This is a genomic window from Variovorax sp. CCNWLW235 (genome assembly GCF_037204085.1).
In the GTDB taxonomy this organism is placed as follows: domain Bacteria; phylum Pseudomonadota; class Gammaproteobacteria; order Burkholderiales; family Burkholderiaceae_C; genus Variovorax.
Genome location: NZ_JBBCBW010000012.1, coordinates 19123 through 35982, shown reverse-complemented (window position 1 = coordinate 35982; position 16860 = coordinate 19123). Strand labels below are relative to the sequence as shown.

The window sequence follows — 16860 nt, the reverse complement described above, 5'->3', positions numbered from 1 at the left end:
CCGGTCGCGTCAGTCGAGCGTGATCTTCAGATCGCGAATCAGCTTGTGCCAGCGCGCCGTCTCGCTCTTGAGCAGCGCGGCATATTGGGCGGGCGTGTTGGCCACGGGCTCGACGCCGAAATCGACCATGCGCGTGCGCACCGAGGGCTCGTTGATCGCCGCCACCAGTTGGCGATTGAGCGTGTTCACCACCTCCGGCGGCGTGGCCGAGGGCACCACCACGCCGACCAACGCCGCGGCTTCGACGTTCTTGTAGCCGAGCTCGGCGAAGGTGGGCACATCGGGCAGTTGCGGCAGGCGCGTGGGGTTGGCCACCGCCAGCGCGCGGACCTTGCCGCCCTTGATGAAGCCGGCACCGGCCGCCAGGTCGACCATCATGGCCGGCAGCTGTCCGCCCACCACGTCGGCCAGCGCCGGCGCGGCACCGCGGTACGGCACGTGAACCATGAACAGGCCGGCCTCTACCTTGAGCAGTTCCATCGCCAGGTGATGCGGGCTGCCCGCGCCTGCCGAGGCATAGCTCACGTCGCCGGGCTTGGCCTTTGCCTTGGCGATGAAGTCCTTGGCCGTGGCAATGCCGGAGTTGGCACCGACCACAAGGATCATCGGGAACTTGCCCATCAGCGTGACAGGAGCCAGGTCCTTGGTCGGACTGTACGAGAGCGACTTGTACAGCGCCGGATTGAACACCAGCGTGCCGTTGTCGGCCGACAGCACGGTGTAGCCATCGGCCGGTGCGCGTGCTGTTTCAGCCGCAGCGAGCGCGGTGTTGCCGCCGGGCTTGTTGTCCACCAGCACCGGCTGGCCCACCTGGGTGGAGAGTGTCTGCGCCACCGTGCGCGCCAAGAAATCGGAGCCGCCACCTGCCGCATAGGGAACGAGCCAGCGGATCGGCTTGGCCGGAAAACTCTGGGCGCTGACGCCGGCCGCGGCAAGAAGGGAAAGAGCAGCAAGGCACCGGACAAGACGTTTTTTCATGGGGGAGTCTCCAGTTAGCGTAGTTTCGTATTGCGTAAATATCATACGCATTGCGTAATGATGTACTTTCAGGGCTAACCCTGCATCCGAGCGCTCCCCTTGCCGCCCAGCCCCAGCAACTAACATCAAGTGCACATGACCAAAGCCCTGGAGCCCTCCTCCCTTCCTCCCGCAACCCGCGAGCGCCGCCAGCGCGTGCAATCGGCCGAAACGGGCATGGCGGTGCTCAAGGGCCTTGCCCACTTGGGCGGCCGCAGCAGCCTCACCGCACTCTCGGCCCATGTCGCCGAAAGCCCGGCCAAGGTGCACCGCTACCTTGCGAGCCTGATGGAGGAAGGCCTGGTGCTGCAGGATGCCGTCTCGCAGCACTACTACCTGGGAACCGAAGCCATCCAGATCGGCTTGGCCGCCATGCGCCAGGCCGACCCGATTCGCGCGGCCGAGCCGTGCCTTGTGCGGCTGCGCGAGTCACTGGAGGTCACTTGCTTTGTCGCGGTCATGGGCAACAAGGGGCCGACCATCGTGCGCTTCGAGGAGCCGGGCCTGCCCGTTACGGTGAACGTGCGCGCCGGCTCGGTGATGTCGATCCTCTGGTCCGCCACGGGCCGCGCGTTCCTGGGCTTGCTCGATGAGTCGCGGGTGCTCGCGCTCGCCGAGCAGGAACTGGCCGATTCGCCTGAAGACATGCGCGCCACGCTCAACGCGGCCGACCCCATCGGACAGCTGCGCCGCGACGTGCAGAAGGCGCATTGCGCGAGCGTGAAAGACACTTACCTGCGCGGCATCAGCGCCGTGGCAGCGCCGGTCTACGACTATGCGGGCCGCGTGTGCGCGGTGCTGACGGCATTGGGAGCGACAGGCGGATTCGACCCCGCCATCAATGGCCCGATTGCCACCGCGGTGCGGCGGGAAGCCCGCGCGGTCAGCGAGCTGCTGGGCTACCGCAAACCCGGTTAGCGGCCATGCGTCTTGCTATTCCTCTTCGTGCGCCCGGTACTGCCCCGTCAGCGTCTGCTGAACCCCCGGCGGCACGGCTTCGTAGTGCGACAACGCGATGGTGTAGCGGCCCTGGCCGCTGGTCATTGCATTGAGCCTTGACTGGTAGTTGGCCAGTTCGGCCATGGGCACATGCCCGCCGACGCTCACGGTGCCGGCCCCGACATCGGACGTACCGGTGACGACGCCGCGCCGTGCAGACAAGTCGCTCGTGACATCGCCGACGGAATGCTCGGGCACGTCGATCCCTATCTGCACGATCGGCTCGAGCACCACGGGCCGGGCCTCGCGGATCGCGGCCATGAAGGCCTTGCGGCTGGCCGTTGCAAAGGCGATGTCCTTGCTGTCGACGCTGTGGTGCTTGCCGTCGTACACCACCACGCGCACGTCGACCACCGGGTAGCCGGCGATGGCGCCGCCTGCCAGCACCTCGCGCACACCCTTCTCCACCGCGGGAATGAACTGGCCCGGAATCGCGCCGCCCCTGACTTCGTCGGCAAACTGAAAGCCGGCGCCGCGCGGCAACGGCTCGATGCGCAAGAAGACCTCGCCGAACTGGCCTGCGCCGCCCGTCTGCTTCTTGTGGCGATGGTGGCCCTCGGCCGGTGCGGTCACGGTCTCGCGGTAGGCAATGCGGGGTGGCCGCGTCAACACCTCGAAGCGGTACACCTCGCGCAGGCGCTCGAGCACGATGCGCAGGTGAAGCTCGCCCAGTCCGTAGAGCACCGTCTCGTTGGTGGCGGCCACGTGCTCGATGCGCAGGCACGGGTCCTCGGCCGCCAGCTTGCCGAGAATCTCCCACGCGCGTTGTTCATCGCCATGGCGCTTGGGCTCGACTGCCAGGCCGTACACCGGCACCGGAAACGCGAGCGGCGCGAGATGAACATGGCTGTCTTCCGCGGCGTCGTGCAGCACGGCATCGAAATGAATGTCGTCCACCTTGGCCACGGCCACGATGTCGCCCGGCACCGCATGCGACACCTCCACATGGTCCTTGCCCTGCAGCATGAAGAGGTGCCCCACCTTGAAGGGCTTGCGGCCGTCGCCGATGTAGAGCTGGCTGTCGCGCGTCAGCGTGCCCTGGTGCACGCGAAAGATGCCCATCTTGCCGACATAGGGGTCGACCGTGACCTTGAACACATGCGCCAGCACGTGCAGCGAAGGATCGGGCCGGACTTCCATGGGCCTGGCCTCCGCGCCCTCGCCAAGCAGGAACTCCGGCGGATTGCCTTCGGTCGGGTCGGGCAGCAGCTTGACGATCACGTCCAGCAGCTCGGCCACGCCGGCGCCGCTGCGCGACGAGACGAAGCACACCGGTATCAGGTGGCCTTCGCGCAGCGCCTGCTCGAGCGGCGCATGCAGTTCCGCCGGGTCCACGTCGCCCTCTTCGAGGTAGCGGTCGACAAAGGCCGCATCGACCTCGACCACCTGCTCCACCAGCGCGCGGTGCGCCGCTTCAACGGGGCCGAAGTCGGAGCGCCCGAAGCGATTGAAGAAACAGTCGACCACCTGCCTGTTGACTCCGTCGGGCAGGTTGAGCGGCAGGCATTCGCGGCCGAAGGCGGCCTGGATGTCGGCCAGCAAGCCCTGCAGCGAAACGCCCTGCGAGTCGATCTTGTTGACGATGATCATGCGCGCGAGATGGCGCGATGCCGCGTACTCCATCATGCGCACCGCCATCGGCTCGATGCCGGTGGCGGCGTTGATGACCACCGCCGCAGTTTCAACGGCCTCCAGCGCCGGCAGGCTCTGGCCTAGAAAGTCGGGGCCGCCGGGCGTGTCGATGAGGTGGATGCGCGTGCCGGCGTGCTTGAGATGCATCACCGATGCATTGAGCGAATGCAGCATGCGGCGCTCGAGCGGGTCGTGGTCGCTGACGGTGCTGCCGCGCTCGATGCTGCCGCACGCGCCGATGGCACCCGCCTTGTGCAGCAAGGCCTCGGCAAGGGAGCTCTTGCCCGCGGCGGCGGGCCCGACGAGCGCCAGCGTTCGCACTGCTTCCATTTCGGCCGCGAGGCCGTTCGATCGGCTTGGCATGGCGTGGACTCCTTGGCGTCCGGGAGGCCGGCCCGGCGGCCTGCACAGGCTCGGGCACGGCGTGTGAACGCTGAGAACCAGCCTACGGGATTGGCAGTGCCGGCGCAACGGCGCCAACCCCGGCGGCGTTCGTTGGCAGGCACCGGTGAGCAAACGTGTGCCCCTACCCAACAACTCATACGTTGTCCTACAACTATGTAACTACTGGTGATACTTTGAAGCGAATTTCTCCGCAATTCCTGATTGACGCGGTAGTGAAGCTGCCCGAATAATCCGCGCGCCGCGTCATAAGACAACTGAAGTCGTATGACATCTGACGACGCTGCCCGACCAACCCCGGACATTCGATCAACAAAGGGAAATGCCATGAAACGCCGACAGTTTGCAATCTCGGTCCTGTCTCCCGTCGCGCTCGCCGCCTGTGGCGGTGGCGGCAACGACGGGCCGACCTTCCCGATTCCCCTTCCGCCGCCACCGCCCCCTGCTCCCCCTCCCGCGCCAACCCCGCAGGCCACCGCCGCGGCAGGACTCAAGCGCGCAGCAAGCTACATGGACGAAGTGGTCTCCTACAAGGGCGGCTATGTGTGGTCGTACTCGCCCGACCTCACGCAGACCTTCGGAGAAATGGAAGCCAAGCGCACCATGCTGTGGCTGCAGCCGCCGGGCACTTCTTCCATCGGCCATATCTACCTGGATGCCTACCACGCGACCGGCGACGAGCGCTTCTACCAGGCGGCGGACCGCACGGCCAAGGCGGTTGCCGCGGCCCAGCACAGCTCGGGCGGCTGGAACTACATCTACGACTTCAACGGCGAGGCATCGCTGCAGCACTGGTACGAAACGGTGGGCATGAACGGCTGGCGCCTCGAAGAATTCCAGCACTACTACGGCAACGCCACCTTCGACGACGCCACCACCGCCGTCGCATCGCAGCTGATGCTGCGCATGTACCTGGAGAAGAAAGACCCGGTCTACCAGGCCGCGACCGAGAAGGCGATCAAGTTCATTACCGATGCGCAGTTCGGTCCCCAGTTCGGCATTGCCGACGGCGGCTGGCCGCAGCGCTTTCCGCACAACCCGAACGCGATCACGTCGATGCCCTTGCCCAACCCGCAGCAGTTGCCCGTGGGCGCGCGAGCAGGCATGGAAGACAGCGACTACACGCTGCACGTCACCTTCAACGACGACGTCATGGGCGAGAACATCAAGTTCCTGACCATGTGCGTGATGACGCTGGGCCGCACCGACCTGGTGGCCAACATCATCCGGGCGATGGACTGCATGCAGCGCATGCAGTGGACCTCGGGGGTGCTGCCGCTGCAATCAGGCTGGAGCCTTCAGCACCTGTCACGCGAAACCAATGGCCGCCCGGCGGGCGCTCCGGCCGGTGCGCGCTCCTACGAGCCGCGCTCGCTGGCCACGCACACCACGCAGACCAACATCCAGCAACTGCTCGGCTACTTCACGCTCACGGGCGACAAGAAGTACCTGTCGCAGCTGCAGAAGGCAATCGACTGGCTGAAGTCGCCATCCATCCAGCTTCCGGCCGATGTTGCGACCATCAACCCGCTGCTCGCCGGGCGCAACGTGGCCACGTTCATCGAGCTCGACACGAACGAGCCGCTCTTCGTTCACCGCTACGGCTCCAACATCCACAACGGCGCGTACTTTTTCGACAAGGACATCACCAACACGATCAGCCACTATTCGTCTGGCCGCTCGGTGAATGCCGCGGCGCTGCAAACGCGCCTGGACCAACTCAACGCGATGACGCAGCCGCAGATCGATGCCATGGTTGCCAAGTCGCCGCTGCGGGCGACCACGCCACGGCCCCTGCCAAAGTACTTTGCCGCCGTTCGCGAAGTGGATTTTCCAGACCTGTTCGAAGGCGCGGTGCTGAAGACGCCGGTGGTGCCCGAATCGGAAGTGCAGACGATCCTGGCCGCGCTGGTGGACGGCAACTACTGGACCGCGCCCGTGCCAGAGATCGTGAACCCGTACCGCGGCAACGGACCGACGACGCCGTATACCGGCACGGCGTACCGCAGCCGCCACGTGGGCGACATCTACGACACCTCTCCGTATCCGGCCGATGCGCCGCCGGAGATCGACCCGTATGTGAAGCGCGAAAAACCGCAGTTCATCGTCACGTCGAACTTCATCGCCCGCATGGGACGGTTGATCTCGTTCATTTCGCCGGTGGCCTGAGCCGGGCAGGCAATCACCTAGGCGGTGAGTGTCCCGTCGCTCACCAGTTGCCACAGCGCCTCTGCCACAGGGGCCATGCTTGCAGCCTGGCGGTACAGCCGGATGTCCACCGGCACCCGCCAGGCGCCCTTCCCCGCATCCGCCAGCGCACCGCTGCGCAGGTCGTCGGCAACCAGGCTCATGGGCAGCCATGCAAGGCCGCGCCCCTCGAGCGCCATGGTTCTGAGCAGTGCGGCGTGGTGCGCCGTAAAAACCACCGAGAGCGACGATGCGAAGTCTTTGCCGAACTCGCTGTCCTGTATGGCACGCATGATTCGCCCCAAGCCGGAGGCTTCGCTGTAGGCCAGCACCGAAGGCGCCTGGGCAGTGCCAAGTGCATGCAGCGGCGCCCCGTGAACATCGGGTGCGGATACCGGAACCAGCACGTCCTCACTCAACCGCAGAACCGGGTACTGCGCTTCGTCGAGCCGGCCCGGCGCGCCGGCATGGCCGTGGCACAAGACGAATTGCACACGCCGCTGCAGCATCAGGTCTTCACAGGCCTGGGAGCTGTCCGACATCGTCTGGATCGGCCCCAGGCTCAGCCGGCTCTCCACGCTCCCCAGCCAGCGCGGAAAGAAGGTCAGCGACAGCACATGAGTGGCGGCAAATCTCAGGCTTGCCGCGGCCATGTCGTGTGCCGCACGCGCCTTGATGCGGGCGGCTTCCAGGCCGGCCAGCAGTTCCTTCAGCAGCGGCTCAAAACGCTTGCCGGCGGCAGTCAGCGCCGCGGGATGCGCGCTGCGGTCGAACAGGTCGACCCCCACCCACTCTTCGAGCGCGCGAATGTGCCGGCTGAACGCGGGCTGCGCAATGGAACGCACCTGCGCCGCGCGCGAGAAATTGCCGGTCTCGGCCAAGGCAATAAAGTCTTCCAGCCATTCGAGGTCGAGGGGGCGGTTGCCGGGGCCCATGTGCTGCGCAATCGGTTGAATAGTTGTATGCGATTCGAGTATTGGACGGTGCATGCCCCGCCGGCAAAAGATGCACCCATTCCTGCACCTTGAACCACAACGGAGACACAGCATGCCTTCCATCGCGAATTATCGCGGGATCATTCCCGCCATTTCCTGCCCCTTCACGTCTGACCACCGCATCGACGAACCTGCGCTGCGCAAGCTCGCCTCGTGGCTGGCGGGGCACGACGGCGTGGTGGCGGTCATGACCAACGGCCACACCGGCGAGGTGTTCTCGCTCACCCCCGCCGAGCGCGCCGAGGTCACCCGCATCGTGGCCGACGAGCTGCGCGGCCGCACGCCGGTCATCTCGTCCATCGTGTGCGAAGGCCTGGCCGAAGCCGCCGAGCATGCGCGCGCCGCGCAGGCCGCCGGCGCGGTGGCGCTCGACGTGATGCCGCCCCACCACTGGCTGCGCTTCGGCTTCACGCCGGGGCATGCGCTGCAGTACTTCGAGGCCATTCACCGTGCCGCGCCGGAGCTCGACCTGGTCTGCCACGTGTACCCGGCCTGGACACGCGCGTCTTACTCTTCGCAGCTGCTGGCCGAACTGGCGCGCCTGCCGTACCTGCAGGCCTTCAAGGTCGGCCAGCGCGACATGAACAAGTACGCCCGCGACATCCAGGCGATTCGCGAGGCCGATGCCTCGAAGGCCATCCTCACCTGCCACGACGAATACCTGCTCGCCTCGATGGTGCAAGGCGTGGACGGCGCGCTGGTCGGCTTTGCCACCTTCATTCCGCAGTTGATCATCGACCTGTGGAACGCCGTGAAGGCCGGCGACCTGAAGAAGGCCATGGCCGTGCAGGCCCTCATCACACCGCTGAAAGACGCCGTGTATGGCGGCGGCGAACCGACCGGCGAAGCGCACGCCCGCATGAAGGGCGGCATGTTCCTGGCCGGCGTGCTGGACAACGCCACGGTGCGCCCGCCGACCGAGGCGCCGAACGAGCGCGAGATGGAGGCGCTGCGCGCCGCCGTGCGGCAAGCCGGTTTGTCGAAGCGCTGATCAAGTACAAGCGGCCCGGCACTGCCGGCGCCGTTCCCCCAAAAAACCAGAAGGAGACAAGAGACATGCAACGCAACCATTTCCTGCGTGCCACGCTTGCGGCCCTTGCGCTTGCCGCGGCGTCCCCAGGCTTCGCGCAAACGCAAACGCAGTCCTGGCCCACCCGCCCGGTGCGCGTGGTGATTCCGTTTCCGCCCGGCGGCACGCTCGACACGGTCGGCCGCCTGCTCGCGCAGAAGCTCGGCGACCAGACCGGCCAGCCCTTCATCGTCGAGAACCGGCCCGGCGGCAACGGCGTGATCGGTGCCGACGTGGTGTCGAAGGCGCCGGCCGACGGCTACACGCTGCTGTTCAACGCATCGACCTTCACCACGGCGCCGATGACGATGAAGTCCGTGCCCTATGAGATCGTGCGCGACTTCACGCCGGTGGCGCTGGTGGCCAAGGCGCCGCTGTCGGTGGCCATCAACAAGAACCTGCCGATCACCGACGTCAAGTCGCTCATCGCGTACGCCAAGGCGAACCCGGGCAAGATGACTTTCGCGGTCGGCTCCATCGGCTCGGCCGGCCACCTGTCGACCGAGCTGCTCAAGCGCGCGGGCGGACTCGACTACCTCATCGTGCCGTACAAGGGCACGGCGCCGGCCTTCCAGGACCTGATCGGCGGGCAGATCGACGGCTTCATCGACCCCATCCTCGGCTCGCTGCAGTACCACAAGAGCGGCATGTTGCGCGTGGTTGCCGTTACCTCGGCCAACCGCGCCACCAGCCTGCCGAACGTGCCCACGGTGGGCGAAAGCATTCCGGGCTACGAGTTCTACAGCTGGTACGGCATGTGGGGCCCAGCCAAGCTGCCGCCAGCCATCACGCAGCGGCTCAACGCCGAAGTGAACAAGGCCCTCGCCACCGACATGCGCGAAACGCTCAACACGCAGGGGCTGCTGCTCACGCCGGGCAGCGTCGAAGACTTCGTAAAGTTCCAGCAGGCCGACATGGAGCGCTCGAAGAAGATCATCACCGAGGGCAAGATCCGTGTCGAATAAGGTCGCCCCGCACGCCGTGGTCACGGGCAGCAGCAGCGGCATCGGCCGCGCCATTGCCTCGCATCTGCTGGGCCAGGGCTGGCGCGTGAGCGGGCTCGACCTTGCGGCGCCCACGCTGTCCGACGCGGCCTTCGCGCACACGGCGGTAGATCTGTCGAATGCCGAGGGCATCGCGCGCGCCGCAGCCGCCCTGCAAGACGCCGATGCGTTGGTGCATGCCGCCGGCGTGCTGCGTGTAGGCCCGCTGGGCCAGCTCGACCATGCGGGCGGCGAACTGATGTGGCGCCTGCACGTCGACGCGGCCGCGCGCCTTGCAGATGCGCTTGTGCCCGCGATGGCCGCGCGCGGCAGCGGCCGCGTGGTGCTCGTCGGCAGCCGCGTGGCCCAGGGCCTGCCCGGCCGCGGGCAGTACGCCGCCACCAAGGCTGCGCTCATCGCGCTTGCGCGCAGCTGGGCCGCGGAGGTTGCCGCAAGCGGCGTCACCATCAACGTGGTGTCGCCCGGCGCAACCCAGACCGCGATGCTGCAAGACCCGGCGCGCGCGGGCAGCGCACCGCGCCTGCCACCCATCGGGCGGCTGATCCAGCCCGATGAAATTGCCGCACTGGTCGCCTTTCTTCTCTCGCCGCCAGCCGCCGCGATTACCGGCCAGGACATTGCCATTTGCGGCGGCGCGTCGCTGCACCGCTAATACCAATGCACCCATGCCAGGCGCATTGAGTCGAAAGTGGTGCGAGTTTTCCGACACCTCTTGTAGCGTGTTCCGCACGATTACTGGGGTGACACCCTGAGCACAAGCCGAAGCTGTTGGGCTAGTATTTCCAGACAGTGCCAGCAACACCCAGACCCATTGAGTACTTGCTCGAACTCGAGCACGCCAGCCTCCCGGTGCATATCCGGGACCGCGATGCGATCCAGGCCATCGCGGTTCTGAAGGCGATCGGCTGCGTCGAGGCGGAGATTTCTCCGCCCCTCGATCTGTGCAGTTCGTTCGAAGACTACGAGTGCGCTGTGGTGAGGGAAATCACGCCCGTGGGCCGCACCGAACTGGCGGCGGAATACGGCTGACGCAACTCCATCACAGCGTTTGCGCCAGCCCGAGCACGGCCGTGGCCTGGCTGGACAGCGTGCCGCCGTTGCCGTGCGCCAGCGCCGTGCGGGCACCGGCCACTTGCCGGTCGCCGCCTTCTCCGCGAAGCTGCCGCACGGCTTCGATCAACGCGAAGATTCCATACATGCCCGGGTGCACGCAGGACAACCCGCCGCCATTGGTGTTGACCGGCAGCCGGCCGCCAGGCGCAATGGCACCGCCGCGCACGAAGGCGCCGCCCTCGCCCTTGGCGCAGAAGCCCAGGTCTTCAAGAAAAAGCAGCACGTTGATGGTGAAGGCGTCATACAGCTGCACCACGTCAATGTCTGTCGGCGCCAGGCCGGCCATGGCAAACGCGGCGCGCCCGCTGTCGCGCGCAGCCGTCGTCGTCAGGTCGTGCATCGATGAAATCTGCCGGTTCCAAACCGCCGTGCCGGTGCCCAGCACATGCACCGGCTCGCGCGGCAAGTCCCGCGCACGGTCGGCGCGCACCAGCACGAAGGCGCCTGCGCCGTCGGTCACCAAGCAGCTGTCGCGCACGGTCAGCGGGTCGCAAACCATGCGCGCGCCCAGCACGTCGTCTATGGAGAGCGGGTCGCGCATGAACGCCTCGGGGTTCAGCCGGGCCCAGGCGCGCGCGGCCACCGCCACCTCTGCAAGGTCGCGCCGCGTGGTGCCGAACTCGTGCATGTGGCGCGATGCGGCCAGCGCATAGGCCGAGAGCGGCTGCATCGGTTCATAGGGCGTTTCGTAAGGCTGCGGGTCGAGGTAGCGGCGGCTTGCCACCACTTCCCGGCGCCCGAAGGTGGCCGTGCGCTGCGCGCTTCCGTAGCAGACGAGCACCGCGTTGCACTGGCCGCTGGCCAGGGCCTGCATGGCCGGCAGCAGGTGCGCGATGAAGCTGGAGCCGCCGAGCATCGTGCTGTCGATGTAGGTCGGGCGAAGGCCCAGGTACTCGACCACCGGCATGGCCCACATCGTTGCGCTTGCACTGGCGGTGCAGAGTCCGTCGATGTCCTTCATGGCCAGCCCGGCGTCGGCCACGGCGCGGCGTGCGGCTTCGGCCAGCAATTCCATGTCGGTGTGGCCCGGCGACTCGCCGCAGCCGTAGGTGGCCACGCCGGCGATGGCGGCGCTGCCGCGCAGTTGCTTCATTGCGGTCATGCGGCGTCTCCCGTGGCGGCATCGAAAACAACCATGCCGCTCCCACCCGCCGGCACCACCACGCGCGCCCGCACACGCAGGCCGATGCGCACGTCGGCCGGCGGCATGCCTTCGACGCGGCTCATCAGGCGCACGCCTTCGTCCAGCTCGACGATGCACACGTTGTAGTCACCGCCGGCCTCGGGCTTGCGGCGCACCGTGGTCGCGGCATACACGGTGCCGGTGCCGGCCGGTGCCACCAGCGCAGGCTCTTCGGCGCCGCAATGGGGGCACAGCACCCGCGGAAAGTACACCGCGCGCTGGCAGGCGCCGCAGCGCTGAATGAGAAAGCGGCCCGCGTCCAGTTCGGCCTGGTGCCGCGCCAGCACACCGGTGCCGGTCGGTTTTGATGTCGTCGATGAATTCGTCATTGAGTCATTGAAATCGCCGGAGTCCGGCATGGGTTGCGTCGAGCATGCCGGCTACGCCCCATCTGCGCCATTCGCAAATGCCGAAGGGCCCCCTCGGCGTGGCCGAACCGACCGGAGCGTGTGTGCAAATGATTCTTTCTGCCAACGGCTTTCAGGCTTTGTGCCATGGGCACGCCAGGCACCTGTTTTTAGACTGCAACGCGCCCGTTCCAAATTCACCAGGAAAAACTCGATGGAGACAACCGGCGCATCGCGCCCGCCGCTGGCCGGCATTCGCGTACTCGACCTGACCCGCCTGCTGCCCGGGCCGGTCTGCACGCTGCACCTGGCCGACCTCGGCGCCGAGGTGCTCAAGATCGAAGACACCGGCCTCGGCGACTACGCCGCACCGGCCCTGCGCGCCATGGTCCAGCGCAACAAGAAAGGCATGCGGCTCGACCTGAAGCAAGCCGACGGCGTGGCGCTGCTCCACCGCCTGGCCGAGAGCGCCGACGTGCTGGTCGAAGGCTTCCGGCCGGGCGTGATGGACAGGCTGGGCGTGGGCTATGCCGCGCTTTCCGCGGTGAACCCGCGCCTGGTTTATTGCAGCATCACCGGCTTCGGCCAGACCGGGCCTTACCGCGACGAACCGGGGCACGACCTGAACTACTGCGCGCTCAGCGGCGTCAGCGACCAGATCGGCCGCGACGACGCGGGCCCCGCGCTTTCCAACCTGCCCATCGCAGACTTGCTCGGCGGCTCGATGAATGCGGTAATGGGCATCCTCGCGGCCCTGTTCGATGCGGCGCGCACCGGCACCGGCCGCCATGTGGACATCTCCATGGCCGACGGCGTGCTGGCGCATGCGCTGGTGCCGCTGGTCACGCTGGCCACGCAGGGCGCCACGCGCCGCGCGGGTCTCGACAAGCTCAGCGGCGCCCTGCCCTGCTATGCCATGTACCGCACGCAGGACGGACGGCATCTTTCCGTCGGCGCGCTCGAGCACAAGTTCTGGGAGCGCTTCTGCGATGTGCTCGGCCGGCCCGACCTGAAGCCGATGCACATGCCGCCCGACCGCGCCACCGCCGAGCGGGTTCGCGCCGACGTGGCCGCCCTTATTGAAGCGCGGCCGCTCGCCTACTGGGCCGACGTTTTCCATGGCCGGCAGTGCTGCGTCACGCCCGTGCTGCGGCTCGAAGAGGCGCTGGCGCATGAGAACTTCATCGCGCGCGGCATGGTGCATCCGCAGGCCACCGAAGGCGGTGCGCCGCAGCTGGCCTGCCCCGTGAAGATGACCGGCTTCGAGTTTTCGATCGAGCGGCCGGCGCCGTCGCCGGGCCAGGACACCGATGAGGTGCTAACCGCGCTGGGGCACGACGAGGCCGCCCGCGCCGACCTGCGCCGGCGCGGCGTGGTGGGCTGAGAGCGCGCCGCCGCCCGGTGCAGCTGCTCCTAGAATCCGGCCATGCGTGCGCCGCACGGGGCGCTGCCGCACCTCGAACGCTCATGGCCATCAGGCACACACCGACACACAGCACGCGCCACACCATCGGCATCCAGCACGTCGACCAGATCCTGATCGGCGCGCGGGTGCGGGGTGCCGATATGGATGCGCTGCTGCAGCGTGCCGGCATCTCTGCAGCGCTGCTCGATGCACCGCTCTCGCGCGTCACGCAGGACCAGTTCGCGGCCCTCATCTTCGCGCTACGGCATCGGCTGCGCGACGAGCTGTGGGGTCTGTGCAGCCAGCCGGTGCCGACGGGGAGCTTTGCGCAGGCCACGCGCCTCCTCATTCGCTGCCGCACCCTCGGAGAGGCCTTGACGCTCGGCCTGCGCCACTACCGTCTGCTGCTCAGCGACTTCGTGCCGCGCCTGCATGTGCAGCAAGGCGAGGCCACGTTCGCGCTGGTGCCGCGCGTGCCGCTCACGGCTTCGGTGGCTTATGCGCAGCGGGCGTTTTCTTTTCTTGCCTATGGCCTGGTCTCCTGGCTGGTGGCGCGGCGCGTGCCGCTGCTGCAGGTGGATTACCCGCACCAGGACGAGCGTGCCAGCGATGCGCCCGCGCTGTTCCAGGCGCCGGTGCGTTTTGGCGCCGGCTGCACCGGCTGGCGCTTCGAGGCGCGCTGGCTCGAACTGCCGGTGGTGCAGAACGAGCAAAGCCTGGAGGAGTTTCTTCGCCAGGCACCGGCCAGCCTGCTGGTGAAGTACCGCGACCAGACCAGCATGACCGAGCGCATCCGCCGCATCTTGCGGCGGCAGCTGGCCGATGAACTGCCCTCGCTCGAAGCAGTCGGCAAGCAGTTGGCCGTCACGCCGCAAACATTGCGCCGCCGTCTGGCCGAAGAAGGCCAGGGCTACCGCGCCATCAAGGACGACCTGCGGCGCGATGCCGCCATCGAGTACCTGGCGCGGCCCGAGCTGAACCTGGTCGAAATCGCGCAGCGGCTCGGCTTCTCCGAAGCCAGCACCTTTCACCGTGCTTTCAAGCACTGGACCGGCGTGGCCCCGGGCGAATACCGCACCACGCGGCTGCGCGAGCACTGAGCCCGCCGGATCGGCACGCTGATCGAACGTGCCAATCCGAATCATCGGTTCGGCCATGGGCCGCACTGCATCGTCTCCCTAAACTTTCCTCATCGGTCCTGCGAACTTCGCAAGGTTCGACATGACACCGGCCACCGCCGATGATCGCCCACAGGCAGCGGAACAGCTGCCGAAAAAGACAGGAGACAGAGATGACGTATCGCGCTCTTTCCCGCCGCCAGGCCCTTGGCGCACTTGCCGCATCGGCCATGTGCCTTGCAGCGCCGGCCGCCCTGGCCCAGCCGCCTGCGTATCCGCACAAACCTGTGACGCTGATCCTGCCCTTTCCCGCGGGCGGTGCAACCGATGCGCAGATGCGCGCCATTGCGTTGGCGCTGGGCAAGGAAATCGGCCAGACGGTTGTCGTGGTCAACCAGCCAGGCCTGGCCGGCACGCTGGCGCCCGCGGCCATGGCGCGCAGCGCCGCACCCGACGGCTACACCATCTCCGTCGTTCCGGCCACGCTCTTTCGCCTGCTGCATCTGCAGAAGGTGAACTACGACCCTGTGACCGACTTCACCTACATCATCAATCTCACGGGCTATACCAACGGCCTTGTCGTTCGCGACGACGCGCCGTGGAAAACGCTGCAAGACCTGCTCGACGATGCCAAGCGCCGTCCGGGCCAGATCAGCTACAGCTCCACCGGCGTGGGCAGCGGCGGCCACATTGCAATGGAACGCCTGTCGCGCGCCGTAGGCGTGAAGCTCAACTTCATTCCGTTCAAGGGCATGGCCGAGGAAACCAGCGCGCTGCTCGGCGGGCACATCGACGTCATTTCCGACCCCGGCTGGGGCGCGCTGGTCGAAAGCGGCAAGGCCCGCGTGCTCGCCACGCTCGGCGACAAGCGCCTGAAGCGCTGGCCGCAAGTGCCCACGCTGAAAGAAATGGGCCACGACATCACAGTCAATTCGCCGGTCGGCATCGTCGGCCCCAAGGGCATGGACCCGGCCCTGGTGAAGACGCTGCACGACGCATTCCAGCGCGCAATGAAAGACCCCGCGTACCAGCGCGCGCTGGAGCTCTACGACCAGCCCGACCTGTACATGTCCAGCGCGGCATACCAGCAATACGCCGCCGAGCAGACCGCGCGCGAAAAAACCTTCATCGAACAGCTCGGCATCAAGCTGCAGTAGCCGAACTTCCTTTTCTTCCATCCCGTGATCCAGGAAAGACCATGAAACGCAAAGTCATCGTTGCCGGCGTCGGCATGATTCCGTTCAGCAAGCCGGGCAAGAGCGAGCCCTACCTCGTGATGGGCGAGCGTGCCGCGCGCCTTGCGCTCGACGATGCACGCGTGCCGTATGCCGAAGTGCAGCAGGCCTACGTGAGCTATGTGTATGGCGACTCGACGGCCGGCCAGGCCGCCATCTACCGTGTGGGCCTCACGGGCGTGCCGGTGTTCAACCTCAACAACAACTGCTCCAGCGGATCGAGCGCGCTCTTCCTGGCGCGGCAGGCCGTCGAAAGCGGCATGGTCGAATGCGCGCTTGCGCTCGGCTTCGAGCAAATGGTGCCGGGCGCGCTGAAGGGCGCCTACGACGACCGGCCCTCGCCGATGGCGCGCTTTGCCGAAGAGATGACCGCGCTGCAGGGCTTCGACCCCGCCGCGCCGCGTGCCGCGCAGTTCTTCGGTGGCGCCGGGCGCGACTACATGAAGGAACACGGCATCCGCGCCGACACCTTCGGCCGCATCTCCGTCAAGGCGCGCCAGCATGCGGCGCGCAACCCCATGGCGGTGTTCCGCGACACCGTCACGCTCGACGAGGTGATGGCCGCGCCGACCGTGTTCGAGCCCATGACGCGACTGCAGTGCTGCCCGCCCACCTGCGGCGCCGCCGCGGCGGTGGTGTGCTCGGAAGACTTTGCGCGGCGCCACGGCATCGACACCACGGTTTCGATTGCCGCGCAAGCCATGACGACCGACACGCCCAGCACCTTCGACTCGCACGACATGCGCAAGGTGGTCGGCTACGACATGACGGTGGCCGCCGCACGCCAGGTGTACGAGGCAGCCGGCATCGGCCCCGAAGACATCGACGTGGTGGAGCTGCACGATTGCTTCACCGCGAACGAGCTCATCACCTACGAAGGGCTCGGTCTCACGCCCGAAGGCACGGCGGAGAAGTTCATTCTCGAGGGCGACAACACCTACGGCGGGCGCGTCGTCACCAACCCCTCGGGCGGTTTGCTCTCGAAGGGGCACCCCCTGGGCGCGACCGGACTGGCCCAATGCGCCGAACTCACCTGGCAGCTGCGCGGCCAGGCCGATCAGCGGCAGGTGGAAGGCGCGCGCCTCGCGCTGCAGCACAACCTCGGGCTGGGCGGCGCCTGCGTGGTCACGCTCTACCAGCGCGCTTGAGGGGGC

Annotated in this window: 15 protein-coding genes; 10 read left to right on the top strand and 5 right to left on the bottom strand. The window is 67.2% G+C overall.

Annotation, left to right across the window (positions count from 1 at the left end; translation table 11 throughout):
- Nucleotides 1–9 precede the first annotated feature (9 nt).
- Nucleotides 10–978, bottom strand: a complete 969-nt coding sequence (locus V9L21_RS15035) for a Bug family tripartite tricarboxylate transporter substrate binding protein (protein ID WP_258506320.1) — start codon at nucleotides 976–978, stop codon at nucleotides 10–12.
- Nucleotides 979–1113: 135 nt separating this feature from the next.
- Between V9L21_RS15035 and V9L21_RS15030 the strand changes: the two genes are divergently transcribed.
- On the top strand, nucleotides 1114–1935 hold the full coding sequence (locus V9L21_RS15030; RefSeq protein WP_337313118.1) for an IclR family transcriptional regulator: 822 nt from the start codon (nucleotides 1114–1116) through the stop codon (nucleotides 1933–1935).
- 15 nt (nucleotides 1936–1950) lie between these two features.
- Here the strand turns inward: V9L21_RS15030 and fusA are convergent, their stop codons facing one another.
- Entirely contained in the window at nucleotides 1951–4011 is a 2061-nt protein-coding gene (gene fusA, locus V9L21_RS15025) for an elongation factor G (protein ID WP_337313116.1), read from the bottom strand.
- A 366-nt stretch (nucleotides 4012–4377) separates the two neighbouring features.
- Between fusA and V9L21_RS15020 the strand changes: the two genes are divergently transcribed.
- On the top strand, nucleotides 4378–6219 hold the full coding sequence (locus V9L21_RS15020; protein WP_337313114.1) for a pectate lyase: 1842 nt from the start codon (nucleotides 4378–4380) through the stop codon (nucleotides 6217–6219).
- A gap of 17 nt (nucleotides 6220–6236) precedes the next feature.
- On the opposite strand, the gene V9L21_RS15015 is transcribed toward V9L21_RS15020, so the two are convergent.
- Nucleotides 6237–7172, bottom strand: coding sequence for a LysR family transcriptional regulator (locus V9L21_RS15015; RefSeq protein ID WP_337313112.1), 936 nt, complete (start codon nucleotides 7170–7172; stop codon nucleotides 6237–6239).
- 112 nt (nucleotides 7173–7284) lie between these two features.
- Here V9L21_RS15015 and V9L21_RS15010 point away from each other — a divergent pair, with 112 nt between their 5' ends.
- The 4 genes from V9L21_RS15010 to V9L21_RS14995 all read left to right on the top strand — a co-directional run bounded on the left by V9L21_RS15010 (nucleotide 7285) and on the right by V9L21_RS14995 (nucleotide 10334).
- A complete protein-coding gene (locus V9L21_RS15010) occupies nucleotides 7285–8223 on the top strand; it encodes a dihydrodipicolinate synthase family protein (RefSeq protein WP_337313110.1) in 939 nt (312 codons plus the stop codon).
- Between the two features lie 65 nt (nucleotides 8224–8288).
- On the top strand, nucleotides 8289–9266 hold the full coding sequence (locus V9L21_RS15005) for a Bug family tripartite tricarboxylate transporter substrate binding protein (protein WP_337313107.1): 978 nt from the start codon (nucleotides 8289–8291) through the stop codon (nucleotides 9264–9266).
- On the top strand, nucleotides 9256–9957 hold the full coding sequence (locus tag V9L21_RS15000) for an SDR family NAD(P)-dependent oxidoreductase (RefSeq protein WP_337313106.1): 702 nt from the start codon (nucleotides 9256–9258) through the stop codon (nucleotides 9955–9957). The genes V9L21_RS15005 and V9L21_RS15000 overlap by 11 nt, the downstream gene beginning before the upstream one ends.
- Before the next feature lie 167 nt (nucleotides 9958–10124).
- Complete coding sequence (locus V9L21_RS14995; RefSeq protein ID WP_258506329.1) at nucleotides 10125–10334, top strand: hypothetical protein; 210 nt, start codon at nucleotides 10125–10127, stop codon at nucleotides 10332–10334.
- A 10-nt stretch (nucleotides 10335–10344) separates the two neighbouring features.
- Here V9L21_RS14995 and V9L21_RS14990 read toward each other — a convergent pair whose 3' ends face one another.
- Both V9L21_RS14990 and V9L21_RS14985 read right to left on the bottom strand, forming a co-directional pair.
- Nucleotides 10345–11520 carry a thiolase gene (locus tag V9L21_RS14990; protein WP_337313104.1) on the bottom strand — a complete coding sequence of 392 codons (1176 nt, stop codon included), beginning with the start codon at nucleotides 11518–11520 and terminating at the stop codon, nucleotides 10345–10347.
- Complete coding sequence (locus V9L21_RS14985; protein ID WP_337313102.1) at nucleotides 11517–11930, bottom strand: Zn-ribbon domain-containing OB-fold protein; 414 nt, start codon at nucleotides 11928–11930, stop codon at nucleotides 11517–11519. Before V9L21_RS14985 ends, V9L21_RS14990 begins: the two co-directional genes overlap by 4 nt.
- Nucleotides 11931–12162: 232 nt before the next feature.
- Here V9L21_RS14985 and V9L21_RS14980 point away from each other — a divergent pair, with 232 nt between their 5' ends.
- The 4 genes from V9L21_RS14980 (at nucleotide 12163) to V9L21_RS14965 (ending at nucleotide 16854) form a co-directional block, all read left to right on the top strand.
- Nucleotides 12163–13332, top strand: coding sequence for a CaiB/BaiF CoA transferase family protein (locus V9L21_RS14980; protein WP_337313100.1), 1170 nt, complete (start codon nucleotides 12163–12165; stop codon nucleotides 13330–13332).
- 83 nt (nucleotides 13333–13415) lie between these two features.
- Nucleotides 13416–14453 carry an AraC family transcriptional regulator gene (locus tag V9L21_RS14975; RefSeq protein ID WP_337313098.1) on the top strand — a complete coding sequence of 346 codons (1038 nt, stop codon included), beginning with the start codon at nucleotides 13416–13418 and terminating at the stop codon, nucleotides 14451–14453.
- A gap of 191 nt (nucleotides 14454–14644) precedes the next feature.
- On the top strand, nucleotides 14645–15628 hold the full coding sequence (locus V9L21_RS14970) for a tripartite tricarboxylate transporter substrate binding protein (RefSeq protein WP_337313096.1): 984 nt from the start codon (nucleotides 14645–14647) through the stop codon (nucleotides 15626–15628).
- Nucleotides 15629–15669: 41 nt separating this feature from the next.
- Complete coding sequence (locus V9L21_RS14965; protein ID WP_157613893.1) at nucleotides 15670–16854, top strand: lipid-transfer protein; 1185 nt, start codon at nucleotides 15670–15672, stop codon at nucleotides 16852–16854.
- The last annotated feature ends 6 nt before the right edge of the window (nucleotides 16855–16860 follow it).